At 42.9% G+C, this 18,553-nt stretch carries 19 protein-coding genes, 2 pseudogenes and 1 riboswitch; of the genes and pseudogenes, 15 read left to right on the top strand and 6 right to left on the bottom strand.

Translation table 11 applies throughout. The features are described from left to right. Window positions 1-54 precede the first annotated feature (54 nt). Complete coding sequence (locus J7E26_RS15130; RefSeq protein WP_214813735.1) at window positions 55-720, bottom strand: lysozyme family protein; 666 nt, start codon at window positions 718-720, stop codon at window positions 55-57. Between the two features lie 190 nt (window positions 721-910). Here J7E26_RS15130 and czrA point away from each other — a divergent pair, with 190 nt between their 5' ends. Beyond that, window positions 911-1,243: a Zn(II)-responsive metalloregulatory transcriptional repressor CzrA gene (gene czrA, locus J7E26_RS15125; RefSeq protein ID WP_061521111.1), complete on the top strand. Its 333-nt coding sequence runs from the start codon at window positions 911-913 to the stop codon at window positions 1,241-1,243. Window positions 1,244-1,274: 31 nt separating this feature from the next. Here the strand turns inward: czrA and J7E26_RS15120 are convergent, their stop codons facing one another. Next, window positions 1,275-1,796 (bottom strand): CcdC protein domain-containing protein, encoded by a 522-nt coding sequence (locus tag J7E26_RS15120; protein ID WP_214813730.1) that lies wholly within the window; start codon window positions 1,794-1,796, stop codon window positions 1,275-1,277. Between the two features lie 194 nt (window positions 1,797-1,990). On the opposite strand from J7E26_RS15120, the gene J7E26_RS15115 reads away from it, so the two are divergent. From J7E26_RS15115 to csaA, 5 genes and pseudogenes are all read left to right on the top strand, one after another. Next, a complete protein-coding gene (locus tag J7E26_RS15115; protein WP_214813726.1) occupies window positions 1,991-2,929 on the top strand; it encodes a helix-turn-helix transcriptional regulator in 939 nt (312 codons plus the stop codon). Between the two features lie 60 nt (window positions 2,930-2,989). Next, window positions 2,990-3,463 (top strand): GyrI-like domain-containing protein, encoded by a 474-nt coding sequence (locus J7E26_RS15110; RefSeq protein ID WP_214813722.1) that lies wholly within the window; start codon window positions 2,990-2,992, stop codon window positions 3,461-3,463. Between the two features lie 55 nt (window positions 3,464-3,518). Further along, window positions 3,519-4,149 (top strand): annotated as a pseudogene (locus J7E26_RS15105) (type 1 glutamine amidotransferase family protein). Window positions 4,150-4,430: 281 nt separating this feature from the next. Further along, complete coding sequence (locus J7E26_RS15100) at window positions 4,431-5,147, top strand: AraC family transcriptional regulator (protein WP_214813719.1); 717 nt, start codon at window positions 4,431-4,433, stop codon at window positions 5,145-5,147. A gap of 69 nt (window positions 5,148-5,216) precedes the next feature. Next, window positions 5,217-5,549, top strand: coding sequence for a chaperone CsaA (gene csaA / locus J7E26_RS15095; protein WP_214813715.1), 333 nt, complete (start codon window positions 5,217-5,219; stop codon window positions 5,547-5,549). Between the two features lie 453 nt (window positions 5,550-6,002). On the opposite strand, the gene J7E26_RS15090 is transcribed toward csaA, so the two are convergent. After that, on the bottom strand, window positions 6,003-6,227 hold the full coding sequence (locus J7E26_RS15090; protein WP_214985031.1) for a hypothetical protein: 225 nt from the start codon (window positions 6,225-6,227) through the stop codon (window positions 6,003-6,005). Between the two features lie 24 nt (window positions 6,228-6,251). Then, complete coding sequence (locus J7E26_RS15085; RefSeq protein WP_214813712.1) at window positions 6,252-7,421, bottom strand: alpha-hydroxy-acid oxidizing protein; 1,170 nt, start codon at window positions 7,419-7,421, stop codon at window positions 6,252-6,254. 185 nt (window positions 7,422-7,606) lie between these two features. Between J7E26_RS15085 and J7E26_RS18370 the strand changes: the two are divergent. Together J7E26_RS18370 and J7E26_RS15080 are read left to right on the top strand one after the other, a co-directional pair. Beyond that, window positions 7,607-7,751: pseudogene (locus J7E26_RS18370) on the top strand (UV damage repair protein UvrX); the annotation flags it as partial. Between the two features lie 107 nt (window positions 7,752-7,858). Then, the gene (locus J7E26_RS15080) at window positions 7,859-8,905 is read left to right on the top strand and encodes an LLM class flavin-dependent oxidoreductase (RefSeq protein ID WP_396020016.1); all 1,047 of its coding nucleotides are present in this window, start codon (window positions 7,859-7,861) and stop codon (window positions 8,903-8,905) included. A gap of 494 nt (window positions 8,906-9,399) precedes the next feature. On the opposite strand, the gene J7E26_RS15075 is transcribed toward J7E26_RS15080, so the two are convergent. Beyond that, window positions 9,400-9,516 (bottom strand): YjcZ family sporulation protein, encoded by a 117-nt coding sequence (locus J7E26_RS15075; protein WP_214813695.1) that lies wholly within the window; start codon window positions 9,514-9,516, stop codon window positions 9,400-9,402. Window positions 9,517-9,672: 156 nt separating this feature from the next. On the opposite strand from J7E26_RS15075, the gene J7E26_RS15070 reads away from it, so the two are divergent. After that, the gene (locus J7E26_RS15070) at window positions 9,673-9,888 is read left to right on the top strand and encodes a hypothetical protein (protein WP_214813692.1); all 216 of its coding nucleotides are present in this window, start codon (window positions 9,673-9,675) and stop codon (window positions 9,886-9,888) included. Further along, window positions 9,881-10,003, top strand: coding sequence for a hypothetical protein (locus tag J7E26_RS18490; RefSeq protein WP_285289007.1), 123 nt, complete (start codon window positions 9,881-9,883; stop codon window positions 10,001-10,003). The genes J7E26_RS15070 and J7E26_RS18490 overlap by 8 nt, the downstream gene beginning before the upstream one ends. Before the next feature lie 98 nt (window positions 10,004-10,101). Here the strand turns inward: J7E26_RS18490 and J7E26_RS15065 are convergent, their stop codons facing one another. Further along, window positions 10,102-12,174 (bottom strand): molybdopterin oxidoreductase family protein, encoded by a 2,073-nt coding sequence (locus tag J7E26_RS15065; RefSeq protein ID WP_214813689.1) that lies wholly within the window; start codon window positions 12,172-12,174, stop codon window positions 10,102-10,104. Between the two features lie 147 nt (window positions 12,175-12,321). Continuing rightward, window positions 12,322-12,413: riboswitch (SAM riboswitch) on the top strand. Window positions 12,414-12,534: 121 nt separating this feature from the next. Here J7E26_RS15065 and J7E26_RS15060 point away from each other — a divergent pair. From J7E26_RS15060 to J7E26_RS15040, 5 genes are all read left to right on the top strand, one after another. Beyond that, window positions 12,535-13,536 carry a 2-hydroxyacid dehydrogenase gene (locus tag J7E26_RS15060; protein ID WP_214813685.1) on the top strand — a complete coding sequence of 334 codons (1,002 nt, stop codon included), beginning with the start codon at window positions 12,535-12,537 and terminating at the stop codon, window positions 13,534-13,536. A gap of 18 nt (window positions 13,537-13,554) precedes the next feature. Next, window positions 13,555-15,030, top strand: a complete 1,476-nt coding sequence (locus tag J7E26_RS15055) for an FGGY-family carbohydrate kinase (RefSeq protein ID WP_214813682.1) — start codon at window positions 13,555-13,557, stop codon at window positions 15,028-15,030. 67 nt (window positions 15,031-15,097) lie between these two features. Next, window positions 15,098-16,345: an RbtT/DalT/CsbX family MFS transporter gene (locus J7E26_RS15050; RefSeq protein WP_214813679.1), complete on the top strand. Its 1,248-nt coding sequence runs from the start codon at window positions 15,098-15,100 to the stop codon at window positions 16,343-16,345. Window positions 16,346-16,796: 451 nt separating this feature from the next. Continuing rightward, window positions 16,797-17,480, top strand: a complete 684-nt coding sequence (locus J7E26_RS15045; RefSeq protein WP_214813676.1) for a response regulator transcription factor — start codon at window positions 16,797-16,799, stop codon at window positions 17,478-17,480. 1 nt (window position 17,481) lies between these two features. Further along, window positions 17,482-18,483, top strand: coding sequence for a sensor histidine kinase (locus tag J7E26_RS15040; RefSeq protein ID WP_214813673.1), 1,002 nt, complete (start codon window positions 17,482-17,484; stop codon window positions 18,481-18,483). Window positions 18,484-18,553: the final 70 nt, after the last annotated feature.

Genomic DNA, 18,553 nt, shown 5'->3' with positions numbered 1-18,553 from the left:
ACCGTTACGGCTTTTTTTCTATTGAAAAAGGCTCCCTCTCGTTCAGGGTGCCTTTTACTCTTCCAGCGTTTCAAATGCTGCAACATTTAAAGATTGTTCAACTGTTTTTGTTTTTGCTTTTACTTTTTCTGCGTACGTGTAATCACCGTAGCAGTAGGGATAACGGAAATTGTTTTTGTTCCCTCCGCAAGTATAAAGTTCAGGATTTTTTTTGACCTGCTGCTCGGAGTATTGTTTTGCCAGTTCCTCAGTATGCGATCCTCCATGTTCAGCCACAAAATCAATATAGCCGGCTCCCATGTTATAGCTTTGAATAATCGTATCCAAATCTACGCCTTTTTTCTTGCCTGTTTTGTACATGAGAGTAAATTGTTTGATTCCTTGTTTGATACTGGTTTGAGGGTTTTTAATCTCATTGCGCTTTAAACCCAAAGATTCTGAAGACTGCATGGGATCATTTCCTCTTCCTTTTGACTCTTGATATATCATGCCGAGAACGAGCGATGTATATTTGGTGAGCCCCTTTTCATCCAGCTCATCTTCCACAAGCGGTTTGTAGTCTGTTAATCGTTCAAGCACGATCGGTTTGACGTCAAACGGCAGGCTTTTGAGCAATTCATTATTTGAAAATAGCAGGATGAGAAAAAAGGAAACCATGACAAAAACACATATCACCATAAGACCCGCGGCAGCGAAACAGCCTTTTTTCTTTTTCTTCACTGTGTTTCACCCTCAATTTCAGGAGCGTTATGACTTTTTCATTATGACACAGAACAATACGTGAAACCAAGCGGAAACCTGTATTTGAAACATAAATTTAAAATAACAGGCCTATAGGTCTGCATGCAGTCTGTCTGTGTCATTTGACATTTGGTATAATTGGGCTAATGAGAAGAGAAAGGTGAGGTATATGACTGAATTTCACGAATCCGATCAAATAAATGACCCGGCTGAAGATCTGGATGAGGAGACATTATTTTTGGTAGCCCAGACCTTTAAGGCTCTGTCTGATCCGACGAGAATCAGAATCCTTCATTTGCTGTCACAAGGAGAACACGCTGTCAACGGCATCGCAGAAAAGCTGAATTTACTGCAATCTACGGTCTCTCACCAGCTGCGTTTTTTGAAAAATCTGCGCCTTGTCAAATCGCGGAGAGAAGGCACATCGATTTATTATTCCCCAGAAGATGAACACGTCTTAGACGTGCTTCAGCAAATGATTCATCACACCCGGCATGATTAAAAAAAGACATCCTTGCTTTTGGGCAGGGATGTCAGCCGTATTGACTTTTATTCGATTCATCTCTGCTTGTTTTTAATACATAAAAGGAGAATCCGCTATAATAAACAGCAATGAAACAAAAGATGCTGATTGTAAGCGGATCGGCTCCGACCGTCTGGCTGTATGCTTCCGGACGGGTGAAATCCGATGTGACACGATAGATTTCAACAACCCGATATACAAATCTCGATAGAAATAAAGTTAATAGAATAAGTTCAATCCATAGATGAGTGCGAAAATACATTTTTCCGCGCCGCTCTTCAAAAGAAATATTTCGTTTGGCGAAAAGAACCAAAAGCCATCCGCAGAACGTGCCGAATAGGAGATGGCCGTACAGAAACGGATGCTTCATGCTGAAAAAAGCCAGGGCAGCAGCAAGCAAAGAAAAAAGAATCATTCTCGTATAAAGCCAGCGGGGTTTCAATGGCTGAAATCCGACGGACCGTTTCACCTTTTTATACAGAAAAAAGGCAATCATTAAGACAGGGCAGATGCTTTGAAGTGTGATATGCATGGTGTGAATCCCCCTCCGTTGAGTAGTGTATGCTTATCCGTCTGTTTTTAGTAGTCTGATTTATTTGCAGGCTGTACTGCTGCAGCCAGCAAACACCCGTCTTATCACCATATGCTTTTTCATTTTTTTTGCATAATAGATGCGCCCGTGTAGCTAAAGAAACGTAAAATTTGAAATATTCAGAAGGTGCTTATATGAAACTAGAACGTTTGTTAGCCATCGTTGTGCTATTAATCAGCAAAAAACAAGTTCAGGCCGCAGAATTAGCCGAGATGTTCGAAGTTTCCGTGAGAACGATTTACCGCGATATAGACGCCATAAGCAGAGTGGGGATTCCCATCATCACGTCACAGGGCTTTGGAGGCGGCATTCAAATGGCGGAAATGTACCGATTGGAACGAGAATGGCTGAAGGAAGAGGAGCTTGCCGTAATTACTTCTGCTCTCAAAAGCGTTTCTTCCGTATATGAGCCGGACGCTTCCAGCGCGGCTATCCAAAAAATCCAGCAGCTTGTGCCTGTACAAAACGAAGCGGAATTTAAACGTAAAACGGAAAAATGGTTTTTTGATATGACGCCATGGGGGCATACGAATGATCAAAAAAAGCTGCATAAGCTTATCAGCAGTGCGATTGACCAAACGTTAACCGTTACATTTATTTATACGAATGCAAAAGGTGAAACATTGGAAAGACAGGCTGAGCCATATACATTGGTCTGTAAAACCGGACGATGGTATTTGTACGCGTATTGCTTAGCAAAACAGGATTTTCGCTTTTTTAAGCTGAGCCGGATGAAAACATTGGCCGTACAGACGATAACGTTTGAACGAAAAGACATTCAGCTGGATACTCTGCCATGGGATGCTGAGTGGTATCGTAAGGATAAGGCAGCCCGTCTGGAGCTTCTTGTTCATCCAGGGGCACGGCAGCGGCTCGGCGAATGGTTCGGATATGATGTTTTTCATTTTGACAAAGAGGGAAACTGCCGTGCCGTTATTTCACTTCCTGAAAATCAGTGGCTGATCGGTTTTTTACTCCAATTTGGAAAAGAGATTGAAATTCTTTCTCCCCTCCATATTCGCGAACAGGTAAAAGAAACAATTCAAGAGATGAAAAAAAGATATGAAACCTGACACTATGCTGTCAGGTTTCTTTTTGTATCATAAAGCTATATTGTTGAAGGAGGATATGAAATGAGCTTTTCACACTTTGTACACCTTGAGAAAAAACGGTTTATCGGGATTTCAGAAAGAACAAGCAATAAGCTGGAAATGACGGCGGAAAGAAAAATCCCTGCGTTATGGGATGAATTTTGGAAACGGGATGCACCCATCATGCTGGCCGGCGGTCAATCCGATGTGATCGCATTATACAGTGATTACGAACAAGAGACTCACGGACAGTATACGTTCTCAATCGGAACTTTTACAGACGGAATCAGCACATTTCCGAAATATAAAGAGAGAATTTTGCCTGCATCATCTTATGCCGTATTTACTTCAAGATCCGGTCCGATTGAGGAAATCGTTATTGAAACGTGGCAGGAGGTTTGGTCGTGGGAAAAACGGCATTTGCGCACATACTCTGGCGATTTTGAGCAATACGGCTTAGAAGCCGCACAGCCGCTTCAGGCGCAAATTCAAATATTTATCGCGGTTCAATCATAAAATTAAGCAGTATTTTTTCTTGAAAAAATATGATACATAATTGGAGTGTTATTGGATGCAAACGAAAAAAGTTTCTTTATGTATTTAATACAATGTCAGACTGGGAATATGGATATTTAATTGCTGAACTAAACTCAGGAAGGTATTCCAAAAGAAATTTAACACCGTTAAAAGTAGTTACAGCAGGAGCTGATAAAGAAATGATTACTACGATGGGGGGACTGAGCATAAAACCAGAAATCCCCATCAATGAATGTACTCTTGAGAGTAAAGATCTTTTAGTTTTACCTGGAGGGAATAATTGGAGAGAAGAGATTCATCAACCTATCATGAAAAAAATTGGCGAAGCTTTAAAGCTTGGCGCTATTGTTGCTGCAATTTGTGGTGCAACTGAAGCCCTCGCGAATTGTGGATACCTAGATTCTAGAAAGCATACAAGCAATAACTTAGAGTATATTAAAATGGTCTGCCCTCATTAAAAGGGAGAAAAATTTTATGAGATGGAACCTGCGGTATCTGGTGAGAATTTGGTTACTGCATCAGGAGTAGCTCCTCTGGAATTTGCGATGGAAGTACTGAAAAAATTAGATGTATTTTCACCAGATACATTACATTCATGGTATAACCTACATAAGACTCAAAAACCTAAATACTTCTTCCGATTAATGAATTCAATAAATAGATGAGCTGAAAAATCAAGTTTAATCCGCATTTTCCTAACGATACCTCTTTACATCATGTTAATGGTCTTCGAGGGATTAACACAGAGCTAGCGTGACAGGTTTAACCATGTTATATGAAGAGATGGCGGTTCCTGTAAAGATGTTAACAATAAATATATTATGTAAACTAAAATATTACCAACTAATGTGAATATTTTATTTATGATTAAAAAAAGGATTTAGGATCACCGCAATTTCAAAACACTATGACCGAATCAAACTGATGAAACGGGAGGAGGGGGCAAATGGATCAATTACAAACCATTATTTGCGAACGGCGCACATATTCACACCTTTATCATTCTCATGCTCATACATATTGTCAATTTCTTTTTCCGCTTGAAGGTGATCTTGACCTTGAGACAGAAGAGCGGGAGGTTAAGTTAAAACCTGATCAGCTGCTGTATATACCGCCTGAATGCGAACACCGGTTTCGTTCGATCGGAAGAAATGAATGCCTCGTTCTAGATATTCCGGCACATCTCATCAAAACAGAGGGACGAACACTTGAAACAGGTATTACCGCCGATCTTGATCCTTTTTGGACATCCATTCGGTATTTGCTGACAGAAGAAGCGAAGCAGCAATCGGCTCATTCGCTGAATCTGCTTGTTCAATATATCGCTGAAAAAATGCGGAGCCAAACGTATGATTCGATCGCTTATATTCACCGCAATCTATCAAAACCTCTGTCGGTTAAGGAGCTTGCCGCTATTGAGCATTACCATCCTGCCTATTATGCGGGCTGGTTCAAAAGACAGACGGGAAAAACCCCGCAAACGTATATTACCGGGCTGAGACTGAAGAAGGCGGAACAATTCCTTACTGATACAAAAGACCCGCTGACAGACATAAGTCAGGAAGTCGGTTTTCAAAACCTGTCTTCCTTTACAAGATGGTTTGTAAAAAACAAGGGAATGACACCGCGCGCGTATAGAAATACCTTTTATACGGATAAATAAACCTGAAGTTCGGTTAAACGAAGAGTGTCTTTTTTCTGTATCATGATAGAAAAAAAGGAGTTTTTCGATATGGCAGTCATTGAAGATTTTATCAAACTTGATCTCAGAATAGGAACCGTCGTAAAAGCGGAGACGTTTCCGGAAGCGAAAGTGCCGGCTATTAAGATGACAATAGATTTTGGCGAAGGAATCGGTATGAAGCAATCCAGCGCCCAAATTACGAAACGGTATGAGCCGAGTAATTTGACCGGCAAACAAGTCACCGCCATCGTTAATTTCCCGCCGCGGCGCATAGCCGGATTTAAGTCAGAAGTCCTTGTCCTCGGCGGCATCCCGGAAAGAGGAGACGTCGTGCTGCTGGCGCCCGAACAAACTGTGCCGAACGGAACAAAAATCGGCTAATAAAAAAAGACGTTTGCCGAAGCAAACGTCTTTTGCGTATTGAGGCGATACACCACACGCCACATTCGTGTGCGCCGCAGAGGGCATGTGCATCGGCTTACACAATTCAGCTCATCGCTATATCAATATAGCATGACGGGGGGGAGTATTGCAAGAGAAAAATCATCATATTTTGACGTAAACTGTTGAAATTAGAATGGGGTTATCGCATGACTATCTAATTGTAAAGGAATAAATAGTTAAAATCTATTAGCGAATATTTAGAAAAAGTATTTGATTTATATGTAACACCGAATATTTTGGAGAAATCCGGTGACGCCAAAAAATATGAAAGATGCTGCCAGAATAATCAGACTGAAACCAAAGATCACAGCCGCATTGGTTTTGCATTTTTTTGAAAACTCTTGGTTTCCGCCATCTTAACATGTTTTGAAAAGAGAGGAGAGCACCATTTTATTGATTGTCTCCCTTTCCTCCATAGCTGGGCGGATAAGCGCCGAATTGACGTGAGTAAAGCATTGTCAATAATTGATCATGTCTCTGAACAGTCGTTAAGATCTCATTCGTTGCCGCCAATTGCTGTTCCATGATCCGGTACAGCTGTTCTATTTTATTTCTATTCATGAAGTCCGGCTGACTTGAATAGTTGTAGAAAACCTGCGGATGCCAATACATCATCTTCTTTTTCCTCCCAATGTAAAGTTATTCGGAAACATGCTGAAGCAGAGAACGATCGATGTCTGCAATGGACTTGACCCCGGCATTGGTCATGCTTATATCAATATCCTTTATAAAATTGCTTATGACCTGTTTTACGCCCGCAGCGCCCGCAACAGCTAATCCATATATATAGGTGCGGCCTAAAAAAACCGCCGATGCCCCAAGGGCGAGTGCTTTAATGATATCGCTGCCGCCCCGGATTCCGCTGTCCAAAAGGATGGGCATACGCCCCTGAACTGCTTCAGATATCTTTGGCAAAGCCTTGAGCGAAGCAATTTCCCCGTTCAGCTGCCTTCCGCCATGATTGGAAACGATAATGCCATTAGCGCCATATTGTAAGGCCAATTCAGCATCCCTAGGATCGAGAATTCCTTTTAGCAGGATTGGGAGGTTTGTATGTTTTCGTAAGTAAGCAAGGTCATTCCAGGTTAAAGTCGGTTCATTAAAAATATCTAAGAAAAAAGCAATAGCAGCTTGCATGTCTATTTCGGGAGATTGCCGCAGCTTAGAACGAAAGACAGGATCTGACATAAAATTGGCTGTTCCTAAACCTGCTTTAGACGGAGAGTAGCCGTTGCGTATATCTCTCTCCCTCCACCCTTGTTCCGGGAGATCAAGGGTGACAACGATGGCTGAATACCCCGCTTTTTCTGCCCGCTGCACGAAACTGACCATAATATCCCGGTCCTTTGGCCAATACAGCTGAAACCAGCGCGGGGTATCCCCTAAAACAGCCGCAACGTCTTCGATTGAATAAGATGAGTGTGTGCTTAATATAAATGGAATTCCTGATTCAGCAGCAGCTTTCGCCGACCCTAAATCAGCATCGGGATGAGCAATCTCCTGTACACCGATCGGAGCCAGAAGAAAGGGGGCAGGGAACGTTTGATCAAATAGGGATACGGTTAAATCCCGTGTCGATACATCTCTGAGTTTGCGGGGGCGGATGTTCCATTCAAAAAATGCTTCCCTGTTTGAGCGCATTGTATCTTCTGTGCCTGCGCCGCCTGAGATATAACCAAATGGGCCATCAGGCAAAATCTGACGCGCCCTGTACTCCCATTCATCATGTGAGACGGGGAGCCGCTGAGCTGGAGAAGAAACTTGCCTGTCCCGCGAATTGAATCGGGCATACATTCGCTCATTATTCATTCATCAAACCCCCCCACACATTTTTTGCTATGATATGAAACTCGCCTAGTCTTTGTTCATGCTGTTTAAAAAAACAAATTCTTTATGCAGATGGAGAGGGTGGAAAAGTCGGAAGATATGCATTCTTATGCTGTATATAAAAATCTGCTGCAGCCAAGAAATGAATAACATAAGAGCTGTTTACAATGATTGATTACTCACAGTTTCCACGTAAAAACATACTTTGTTTCGATATGGAATCTTTTTATGCTTCGGTTTCAGCTGTAACCATGAAGCTGAAATCCAATGAATTGCTATCATGACGTAATCGGAAACACGGGCAGACAGGGAAAGTTTCAGGATTAATTCCTTTTTTTGAAGGGTTGAATAGGATGAAACAAAAGCTTTTTACATCATTGCAGGGGGAGAGAAACTTGAGTGCTGAAAATGATAATAGTATGGAAATTGGAATTTATTCATTAGCAGATTTATACCCAGATCCTCTAACAGGGAAAACAATCAGCGTAAAGCAAAGGATAGAAGAAATTATCAAGGCTGCAAAAATGGCTGACGAAGCAGGTCTGGATGTGTTTGGTGTAGGCGAGCATCATCGTTTAGATTACGCAGTGTCCTCACCGCCGGTCATCTTATCAGCCATTTCACAAATCACCCAAAACATTAAGCTGACAAGTGCTACGACTGTATTATCCACCGTAGACCCTGTTCGTTTATTCGAGGATTTTGCAACACTTGATCTTATATCAAATGGGCGGGCTGAAATCATTGCGGGACGCGGGGCTTTTTTAGATTCATTTCCGCTTTTCGGATATGATGTAAATGATTATGAAGAATTGTTTGAAGAACATATCAAGCTTTTTCTAAAGCTGAATACGAAGGAATTGGTTAGCTGGAATGGGCGCTATCGTCCATCATTGAAGGATGCAGAAATTTCTCCCCGTCCTGTTCAGCAAAAAATTCCGGTATGGTTAGGTGTTTCAGGGACTCTGGAAAGTGCAGAACGAGCCGGAAACTTAGGGACTGGCTTAGCATTAGCCATTCTTGGCGGTGATCCAAGCTTATATAAGCCGCTTGTTGACCGATACCGAGAATCAGCTTCTCAAAACGGCCATTCACAGGAAAATTTGAAGGTTGCAGTTACCGGACACGCATTTATTTCAAAAACTAATCAGCAGGCAATAGAAGAATTTTATCCGTATCATTCAAATTATTGGTATCACCTCAATTGTTATCATGGGATTACTGTGCCTTTAACAAGAGCGGATTTTGAACGGGCATCTAGTAATGAAACTGCCCTTTTTGTCGGAAGCTCGCAACAGATCATCGAAAAAATCATGCACCAATACGAGCTGTTTGGTCACCAGCGGTTCATTGCGCAAATAGACATAGGCGGTATGCCATTTAAAAAAGTTGCAGAAAACATAGAACGATTGGCTACAGAAGTAGCTCCGGTTATACGAAAAGAAACCAAGAAATGTAATGGCTAAATCACTGCCTGGATTTCAAATCAGGAAAAAGCGGGGCGAAGCGTCACTTTAGGAATCGGATCAAAAAAATGGATATTTATAGATATCGCTTGTTGCTGTTTGATAAGTTCTGCACTAGCGAATATTGAAGAGGATGTTAATCAGCAGCTCAGTCTGTTTGAAAAAGGATCAGGAAGTATGGATAAAATAAGAAACAAATACGGCTCAAAGGCTATTTTACGAGCTATATCGTATACACCTGAGGGAATGCATTGTATTAGAACAGGTTTAACAGGCGGACATAAAACATAAAAAACACCCCCGCAAAAGAAGGGGGCTACATAAGTGGTACATGAGAGATTAAAGTGAAAATGAAAGTATTCTTTTAGGTAAAAGAAAGATAGCAGTTGAACTTAGCAAAACAGCGATCAACATGAAAAAACGCCATAAAAGTTTCTTATGGCGTCTATCCGAACAAGGAAGTACTGCTGATATGGCGGTGAGGGGAGGTCATACTAGCCTAAGAATGCTGCACCAACGATGATTAATAGGATGAACAGCACCACAATTAATACAAAGGAGTTATTATAACCGCCTCCCATACCTGAGTATCCCATACCTGAGTATCCCATATTGTCTCACCTCCCTTGCGAGGATTAATACAAGATATGCTGAAATGATATTTTTCGACAGGGATGCTTGTCTAGTTGATTTTAAAATGATTTTTTTGTCTATGTAAATTGAAGCCCCGTAAATTGCGGCCAGAACAGAAAAGGAAGGTGTTTACGATGCAAACATTTAACTGGTCAGAACATTACGATTGGTTCAATAAAGACCATAAGAGAGATAAACAAGTAATGGCTCTGATTCGAAACGAGCTGACATACGGGGAAGTAAAGCGGTTATATTCAAAAGGGTTTTATCTGAAATCAAAAGAGCGGGATCTTCCGATAAGTGAAAAAGAAATCCGGCATTTATTGTCGAAGGATGACAAATATGAGTAGAACAAAAAGCATTCTATATGCTGACGGCCGGTGTTATAACAGACGTCTTTGTAACTTTGACGGAGAACCGATTCGTTTTGTCAGCGGGGATTCCGCAATGCTTTCCGCTCCTTAAGATATGAGGGGTTTAAGCGGTGTCAGGCACGAAATGTTTTGCTTCTTCTTACAATAGAACGGATAAAAGGTTTCATACATAACAAAGCCGCCGGGAATTTAATCCGGGCGGTTTTTATCACCGAGCTTCTCCACTTGTACCTTCCCTGAGAAAAAGACAGCGCCTCCGCCCATATCAGATAATCGGTCGGGGGTCAGCGAATTGACCAGCTGTTTTTTATCATTCATGTCAGCCCAAAGCCCTTGGCTGACAATTACGCCGGGGAGGACTTGTTCTCCGACAGAAGCTGTCAATTCACATTCGCCTCGATTATTCCAAATCCGGACGGTTTCCCCGTCTTCGATACCCCGTGAAGCGGCATCCTCACTATGGATAAAAATCTTCGGCGCTTTTTCAAGTTTTACGTGTTTTTCGTTATTCGAGAATGTCGAATTTAAGAAATTATGATTCGGCCCAGGCACAAACAAAAACGGAAAATCTTCATCTTTGCCATCTTTGTGCAGCGGAATATGCGTCGGCAGGGCCGGAAAGCCATCTTGCTTCATTTTTTCAGAATATAATTCAATTTTTCCGCTCGGTGTCGGGAGCTTACCCGGGAAGAGCGGTTTTTTTCGACTGGCTCTCATAAAGGATTGATTAGAGAGCGAATCGTAAGTAATATCCTCGATATACGGATTATCAGGAAAGTCTAATGCCTGTCTGATTAACTCCTCATCAGAATCCTGCAGTTCTTGTTCGGTAAAGCCCATTGCCTCAGCCAATAAACGAAACACTTCCGTATTTGATTTGCTGTCTCCGTATCGTTCTATAACCGGCTTTTGAAGCTGAATAAAATGATGCCAGTAAGAAGTATAGAAATCTGTATTCTCAAAAGCGGATGCAGCGGGAAGAACAATATCCGCATATTTAGCCGTCTCTGTTAAAAACAGATCATGAACGACTACAAATAAATCCTCACGCAGCAGGCCTTTTCTGACCTTATTCGCTTCCGGCGCGACCACTGCGGGATTTGTTCCGTAAATAAACAGAGAGCGTACGGAAGGATCTGTATCTAAAAGAACTCTCCCAAGCCTGTTCATATTAAACGATCGCGGTGTGCGGCCCTGAAGCAAGCCTGGACGCTGCAGCGCCTTTCTGTTATAGCCTAATACCGCACTGTTATGCTTGATCGCGCCCCCTCCGGCGTGCAGCCATTGCCCGGTAACAGCCGGCAGACAGGAAACGGTGCGGACGATCATTCCGCCATTATCATGATGCTGGATGCCGTTTCCGATTCTGATCAGGGAAGGGGAGGTTTCTCCGTACATTCTCGCAAGCCGGCGGATATCGTCCGCCTTGACGCCTGTAATCAAAGCGACTGTGTCCGGATCATACTGTTTGACGTGTTCTTTCAATTCTTCACTGCCTGCGGTGTATTCAGAAAGAAATGCTTCGTCATGCATGTTTTCTTTAAATAAAACATGCATCATACCGAGAGCGAGCGCGGCATCTGTGCCGGGACGAATAGGAATAAACCAATCGGCAAGGCGTCCCGTTTGGTTCTTATGAACGTCAATGACAACAATTTTCGCCCCATTTTTACGGGCTTTTTGAGCAATTGTCACCTGATGCATATTCGTACTGACGGCATTGATTCCCCAAAATATAAACAGCTTAGCATGAATGGTTTCCTCGGGGTCTGTTCCTGTGCCGGCTCCCATCGTGTAGTTATAGCCTTCAGATCCGGCTTTGCTGCAAATGGTTCGTTCCAGATTGCTTGCGCCGAGACGATGGAAAAAGCGGCGGTCCATTCCTTCTGCCGCAAGTTTTCCCATATTGCCGTAAAAGCTGTATGGAAGAATGCTTTCTGCTCCTTCTTTTGTAATCAGCTCTTTCCAGTTTGTGCTGATGGTGCTGATGGCCTCGTCCCAAGAAATAGGCTCAAACACAGCTTCCCCTTTCGCACCGGCACGCTTTAACGGAGTGGATAAGCGCTTGTCATCATAAATGCGTTCGGCCATGTTTCTGACTTTATTGCAAATACTTCCTGAAGTGACCGGGTGATCGGGATCGCCCTGTATTTTGACGATCTTGCCGTCTTTTTTTGTAACAAGCAAGCCGCATTGGTCCGGACAGTCTAACGAGCATACCGATTTAAAGACCCCGTTTGGTTGTTCGGCAAAAGAATTCATAGCCCATTTCTCCTCTTTATGTATATTGTAAGCATTATAACATTTCGAAATTGAACGTCAATTCAGAAAAAAAGTATTGACATCACGGAAAGACTTTTCTATGATGAGTTTATTCTTTTAAACAGACTGACAATTTCATCATTTTATTTTCTATCAAGAGAGGTGGAGGGACTGGCCCTATGAAACCTCGGCAACATTATTGTGCCAATTCCAGCAAGCGTATGCTTGAAAGATAGGAAAGAATGGGTCTATACATGTTTGTGCGCATAAAGCGGATAAAGACAGTATACGAATCTCTTTCCTTCTTCGGGAAAGAGATTTTTTTATGAAAAAATTTATGTGAAAAGGATGTTTTGCACCATGACGGTTTTAATTACCGCACCATATCACAAACAAGGGCTGATTGAGCTGGAAGAGGTGTTCGGCACTGTCGTCTACCGCTCTTGGAAAAAGCACGGCCGGGCCTATCGGGAAGACGAATTAATCCGGCTGATGGCAGAGACGAATGCGACAGGGCTTATTACCGAACTTGACGACGTAACGGATCGTGTCATTACCGCATCACCAGAGCTTGCCTTCATCGGTGTATGCAGAGGGATGCCGTCTAATGTTGATACAGCTGCAGCAACGAAAAAGGGAATCCCCGTTTTTTTCACGCCGGCCCGCAACGCTCAGGCAGTGGCTGAAATGTTTATCGGAAATGTTATCTCTTTTTTGCGCCACACATACCCGTCAAATCAATGGCTGAAGGATGAAATGTGGAACGGGGATTATTTACAGGCTTACGTCAAATTCAGGGGGAACGAACTGACCGGAAAAACGGTGGGCCTGCTCGGATTCGGAGCTGTCGGCCAGAAAATCGCCGGGCTTTTGAAAGCCTTTGACTGTAAGGTTTTGTATTATGACCCTTTTGTAGATCATGAAAATCGTCAGTATGAGAAAACATCGATCGAACGGGTATTTTCAGAGAGTGATATTGTATCTGTTCACCTGCCGCGCACAGAAGAAACCATCGGCCTCATAGACGCCGCATATTTTCATTTGATGAAAAAGGACGCCATTTTTGTCAATACATCAAGAGCGGCAGTGACAGACAGGGAAGATCTTTTGCAGGTGCTTAAAGAACGCCGAATCAGAGGAGCAATTCTTGACGTGTTCTATCATGAACCGCCTGAATCTTCTGATTATGAACTGATCTCCTTGCCGAATGTTTTTGCAACACCCCATTTAGCCGGCGCGACCTTTGAAGTGGAGGATCATCACGTGCGTATACTGAACGACGCGCTTATCAAATGGAAAAAAGAACAAACCTATTCAATACCCGCGCTTTATAACAAAAACGAACTTCAAACCGGAGGATAAGAAAAGGGGGCGGCAATTTTGGCAAAACAAAAAGGCTATCTTGTGTTTGACATCGGAACGGGGAATGCCCGGGTTGCGGTAGTGACTGCCGGCGGTGAGGTAACGGCGATTGAAAGGGAAGATATTGAATATGTTACGGATACGCTTTATCCTGACAGCTGCTATTTTTCGCCGGAGGTATTATGGCGGCAAATCAGCGGGATGGCAAAGCGTGCAATCGCCAAAAGCCCCGATATCACATTGATCGGCATTACTTCCACCAGCCAAAGGCAGGGGATCGTTCTTATCAACAGAGACGGAAGAGCATTTCTCGGCTTGCCGAATATCGATAACCGCGGCCGCGAATGGGAAGACAAGATTGATGTAAAGGAAGAAGTGTACCGGCGCACCGGACGCCTTCCGAGTGCATTGTTTTCCGCGCTGAAGCTTTTCGGATTAAAAGAAAGGCGGCCATCTTTGTGGAAAGAAGTTCATCAAATGACGAGCATTAGTGACTGGGTGACGTTTGAGCTAAGCGGAATCTTAAGCTATGAACCGTCACAGGCGGCAGAAACGCTGCTGTTTGACGTGAAAAAAAATGCCTGGTCAGAGGAACTGTGCAGCATCTTCGGCTTTTCTTCCTCTATTCTTCCCTCGCTGGTCAGGTCGGGCACAGTCGTCGGGATGTTAACGTTTAAGAAAGCGGATGTTCTCGGCCTTTCAGAAAGGGTTCCGGTTATAGCCGGCGGCGGAGACACACAGCTTGCGATTAAAAGCGCGCATGCACAACCCGGTGATATCGTCATTGTGTCGGGCACGACGACTCCCATTACCAAGGTAACCGGGGAAGCTCATGCAGACAGCGAAATGAAAACATGGCTGAATTGCCATACAGAAGAAGGGCAGTGGCTCATTGAAACAAATCCAGGCATTACCGGGCTTAATTATCAGAAATTAAAAGCTATCTTTTATCCGAATGAGTCTTATAGCGTCATGGAACGGGAAATCGCAAGCCTTTCGAATGATAACGCCTGTGTTTCAGCGCTGGGTTCATATTTATCAACGGAAAAAAATGCGCTGACAAAAGGCGGCTTCGTATTTGACGCTCCGCTTTCCCAAGAGCTGACCAGAGCGCATTTTGTCAGAGCAGCGCTTCAGGAAATCGCTTTTTCAATCAAATGGAACTTTGATATGTTAACAGAAGTCAGCCCTTTCTCACTTGATTATGTAAGGGCGTGCGGCGGCGGTTTTCAAAGTGAAGCCCTGACACAGTTTCTCGCAAATCTCTTACAGAAGAAGATCTATAAGAGAAAAGGCTTCAGCCAGGCTTCGGCAATGGGGGCAGCAATGATTTGCAACGAAGCTCTTGGGGTGAAAGCGGAGCGGCCGAATGATACGAAGGTCATTGAACCGGAAACGGATCAGACAGACCTATTCTTATATGAAGAATGGAAACACACACAAAGCTTATTTTCACATTTTCAGCCGTCTTCAAAAACAGAGGTAATGGCTTAATTTACAATTAATAGTACTTATTAGTTAATTCTTTACACCAAGTAAGCGCATATAGGAGGAAACAGATATGCTCAATAAAATAGGAATCCCGAAACAGCTCGTCTGGGGGTTTTTGGGAGTCGTGCTGTTTATGATGGGAGACGGCCTTGAACAGGGCTGGCTCAGTCCGTTTTTAGTTGAAAACGGATTGACGGTCCAGCAGTCCGCATCCATATTTACCGTTTACGGCATTTCTCTCGCCATTGCCTCATGGTTTTCAGGCGTCTGCCTGGAGGCGTTTGGCGCGAAACGAACGATGTTTATGGGATTATTATTTTACATTATCGGAACGGCCGCTTTTATCGCGTACGGATTTGAACATCTCAATTTATCGGTGATGTATGTGACATACTTTATTAAAGGATTGGGATATCCGCTGTTTGCCTACTCATTTTTGACCTGGGTCATTTACCGTTCTCCGAAAAACAGACTCAGCACGGCAGTCGGCTGGTTTTGGATTGCCTACTGCTGCGGCATGTTTGTATTCGGCGCCTGGTACTCAAGCTGGGCGATCAAATCATTCGGTTATTTGAATACTCTTTGGAGTTCGATTTTTTGGGTATGCCTCGGCGCGTTTTTTGCATTAATCGTGAATAAAGATCGTTTTGAAAAGAAAAAAGCAAGCAAGCAGGAAACGGTTCATGAATTGTTAAAAGGAGTGACCATCCTTGTGTCAAATCCGCGCGTACTTTCAGGCGGCATCGTTAGAATCATTAACAGCATCGGAACATACGGTTTTCCGGTTTTTCTCCCTATGCATATGGCACAGCACGGCATCTCTACAAATGTATGGCTGCAAATCTGGGGAACGATTTTTCTCGGCAACATCGTATTCAACTTAATTTTCGGCGTGATCGGTGATACGTTCGGCTGGAAAAACACCGTTATGTGGTTTGGCGGAGTCGGGTGCGGCATCTTTACTGTGTTATTATATTACGCTCCCGTTTTCTCACACGGAAGCTTGCTTCTGGTCAGCATCATCGGCTTCATTTGGGGAGGTCTTCTTGCCGGGTTCGTTCCGATTGGAGCCATTGTGCCGACGGTGGCAGGCCAAGATAAGGGTGCGGCCATGTCTGTATTAAATCTGGCAGCCGGCCTGTCAGCGTTTGTAGGGCCGGCGCTGGCTTGGGCATTTATCGGCCTTGTCGGCGCACAAGGCGTCGTATGGATTTTCGCGGCGTTATATTTTGCAAGTGCACTTTTGACAAAATGGATCCATGTCCCTGAAGAAAAAGCGGCAAAACATAAAGAAGCTTTGCCTGAATATGCATCTTAGCTGCAGCGCCTCGGATAATCGGGGCGTTTTTTTATTAGACCCCGCGCGATAAGGGAAGGAAGTGAGTGTACTTGCGACTCTTTTCCATACAAGGTGTAATCTTAAGAAAATGATATGCTTCCGTTCAAGAGGTGAGATTTAAGACAACAGGATATATATGCTTTTGCCTTCATTTTGGGATAAAATCTAAAAGAGCACTTTCCGGAACTTTTCTTTTCCCAGATTTATTCATCTGGTTCAGCATCTTTGAGCACGTAAAATACGAGGGCTTTTGCGACATGAAATTCAATAGCCTGATGGCTAAGAGCCCGCAAGATCAGCTGCGGGAATTCTTTACATCGTTGAGACAAATGAAGCTCATCAAGAGGCATGTCCGCCTTATTGTAATTTACCGTTATTTTCGCTATATTTGATTGATTTTCTCAAAATAAAATAGTTAGGAGATTCCCAGATGAAAATTTTGCTAGTGGAAGATGATAAAACGATCGCGTCTGGTCTTGAATATTCGCTTCAGCAAGATCACTTTTCTGCTGTTCTTTGCCATGATGTTGCATCTGCAAAAAAGGTATTAGCTGAAGAAATTGATCAATTTGCTTTATGTCTGTTTGATTTATCACTTCCGGATGGAAGCGGCTATGAATTGTGCAAGATTGTAAAAGAGCAGAGAGATATTCCGGTCATTTTTTTAACGGTGATTGACGATGAAGTCAATGTCGTAATGGGGCTGGACATGGGGGCTGATGATTATATTACAAAGCCTTTTCGTATTCGTGAGCTTATCTCTCGAATTAAATCAGTCTTGAGGAGATACCATAAGCAGACTCAGACAAAAGCGATTATTGACATAGAAAATGTCCGTATTAACACGCTTGAAGGAAAGGTTTATAAAAATGGCGCTGAAACTTCATTGACGGCTTTAGAGTATCGCTTATTACTTATCTTTAGCAGCCATATTGGACAGGTACTCTCAAGAAATCAACTTTTGGAGCAGATTTGGGATGTGGCAGGTGACTTCGTGAATGATAATACTTTAACTGTTTATATAAAAAGGCTAAGAGAAAAGCTTGAGGATCATCCTCAACAACCGAAGTTGATCAAAACAGTGCGCGGTTTAGGGTATAAGGTTGGTGATTAGCATGCTGCGTAATAGAGAAATTCAAATTCTATTACTATTCATGAGCTTAATCAGTTTAGCGGCAATCATTGTTGCGGCATTTATTTCGCCTATTGCCGCAATGACTGTGTTCATCGCTTCTGCTTTGCTTATTGGAAGCAGTTTATTATTTACACGGTGGAGATATCGCGAGATCGAAAAGCTGTCTATCTATTTGCGCCAAATTAGCAGCGGAAATTATTCTCTCGATGTTCGTGATAATCAAGAAGGCGAGCTTAGCATATTAAAGAATGATATTTATAAAGTGACGCTCATGCTGTCAGAGCAGCGATCACTTTTGCAAAAAGACAAGATTCAGCTGACAGATGCCATTTCTGATATATCCCATCAGCTTAAAACGCCGCTTACATCCATGATGGTCATGGCAGATTTATTAAGTGACCCTGAGCTGTCTGTTGTAAAAAGAACAGAATTCACTCGCAATATCCGTGTTCAGCTTGAACGAATCGATTGGCTTGTTTCTTCATTATTAAAACTCTCGAAAATTGATGCGAAGACTGTTCAATTCAAAAAAGAGCAAATAAAAGCAGAAAAACTTATAGAAAAGGCGTTAGAGCCCGTTTTGATCCCTATGGATATTAAAGAACAAACTGTTTCAATCAAGGGTGAAGACACCGTCACTTTTCTCGGCGATTTCAATTGGACAGCTGAGGCGGCCATCAATATTTTGAAAAACTGTGTGGAGCACACTAATGAAGGCGGAATGATCGCCATTTCCTATTTTGAAAACGCGTTATTTACGGAAATTGTGATTGCTGATAACGGCAGAGGAATTCTAAAGGAAGATTTACCGTATATTTTTAAACGCTTTTATAAAGGGAAGAATGCCGGGCATGGCAGCATCGGCATCGGTCTTTCTATGGCTTATAGTATTATTACAAGCCAAAACGGAGTTATTGATGTGACGAGTAACAGTGAAAAGGGCACGCAATTTCGGATTAAATTTTATAAGCAAGTGATTTAACCGTAAAGTGACTAAATTGTCACTATTGCAGTCACTTGAAAGTCATTTTAGACAGATAAAATATATCCAT

The organism is Bacillus sp. ISL-51, from assembly GCF_018613535.1.
Taxonomy (GTDB): Bacteria; Bacillota; Bacilli; order Bacillales; family Bacillaceae; genus Bacillus.
The sequence above is the reverse complement of the archived record's forward strand: the minus strand, read 5'-3'. Positions and strand labels throughout refer to the sequence as shown.

What these genes read in the sequence shown, in the direction of transcription:
- J7E26_RS15065 (WP_214813689.1), bottom strand. Translation starts at nt 12,174, where the DNA reads ATGAATTCTTTTGCCGAACAACCAAACGGGGTCTTTAAATCGGTATGC.
- J7E26_RS15090 (WP_214985031.1), bottom strand. Translation starts at nt 6,227, where the DNA reads ATGATGTATTGGCATCCGCAGGTTTTCTACAACTATTCAAGTCAGCCG.
- J7E26_RS15060 (WP_214813685.1), top strand. Translation starts at nt 12,535, where the DNA reads ATGACGGTTTTAATTACCGCACCATATCACAAACAAGGGCTGATTGAG.
- J7E26_RS15050 (WP_214813679.1), top strand. Translation starts at nt 15,098, where the DNA reads ATGCTCAATAAAATAGGAATCCCGAAACAGCTCGTCTGGGGGTTTTTG.
- J7E26_RS15120 (WP_214813730.1), bottom strand. Translation starts at nt 1,796, where the DNA reads ATGCATATCACACTTCAAAGCATCTGCCCTGTCTTAATGATTGCCTTT.
- czrA (WP_061521111.1), top strand. Translation starts at nt 911, where the DNA reads ATGACTGAATTTCACGAATCCGATCAAATAAATGACCCGGCTGAAGAT.
- J7E26_RS15070 (WP_214813692.1), top strand. Translation starts at nt 9,673, where the DNA reads ATGCAAACATTTAACTGGTCAGAACATTACGATTGGTTCAATAAAGAC.
- J7E26_RS15115 (WP_214813726.1), top strand. Translation starts at nt 1,991, where the DNA reads ATGAAACTAGAACGTTTGTTAGCCATCGTTGTGCTATTAATCAGCAAA.
- J7E26_RS15080 (WP_396020016.1), top strand. Translation starts at nt 7,859, where the DNA reads ATGGAAATTGGAATTTATTCATTAGCAGATTTATACCCAGATCCTCTA.
- J7E26_RS15110 (WP_214813722.1), top strand. Translation starts at nt 2,990, where the DNA reads ATGAGCTTTTCACACTTTGTACACCTTGAGAAAAAACGGTTTATCGGG.
- J7E26_RS15085 (WP_214813712.1), bottom strand. Translation starts at nt 7,421, where the DNA reads ATGAATAATGAGCGAATGTATGCCCGATTCAATTCGCGGGACAGGCAA.
- J7E26_RS15045 (WP_214813676.1), top strand. Translation starts at nt 16,797, where the DNA reads ATGAAAATTTTGCTAGTGGAAGATGATAAAACGATCGCGTCTGGTCTT.
- J7E26_RS18490 (WP_285289007.1), top strand. Translation starts at nt 9,881, where the DNA reads ATGAGTAGAACAAAAAGCATTCTATATGCTGACGGCCGGTGTTATAAC.
- J7E26_RS15075 (WP_214813695.1), bottom strand. Translation starts at nt 9,516, where the DNA reads ATGGGATACTCAGGTATGGGATACTCAGGTATGGGAGGCGGTTATAAT.
- csaA (WP_214813715.1), top strand. Translation starts at nt 5,217, where the DNA reads ATGGCAGTCATTGAAGATTTTATCAAACTTGATCTCAGAATAGGAACC.
- J7E26_RS15040 (WP_214813673.1), top strand. Translation starts at nt 17,482, where the DNA reads ATGCTGCGTAATAGAGAAATTCAAATTCTATTACTATTCATGAGCTTA.
- J7E26_RS15100 (WP_214813719.1), top strand. Translation starts at nt 4,431, where the DNA reads ATGGATCAATTACAAACCATTATTTGCGAACGGCGCACATATTCACAC.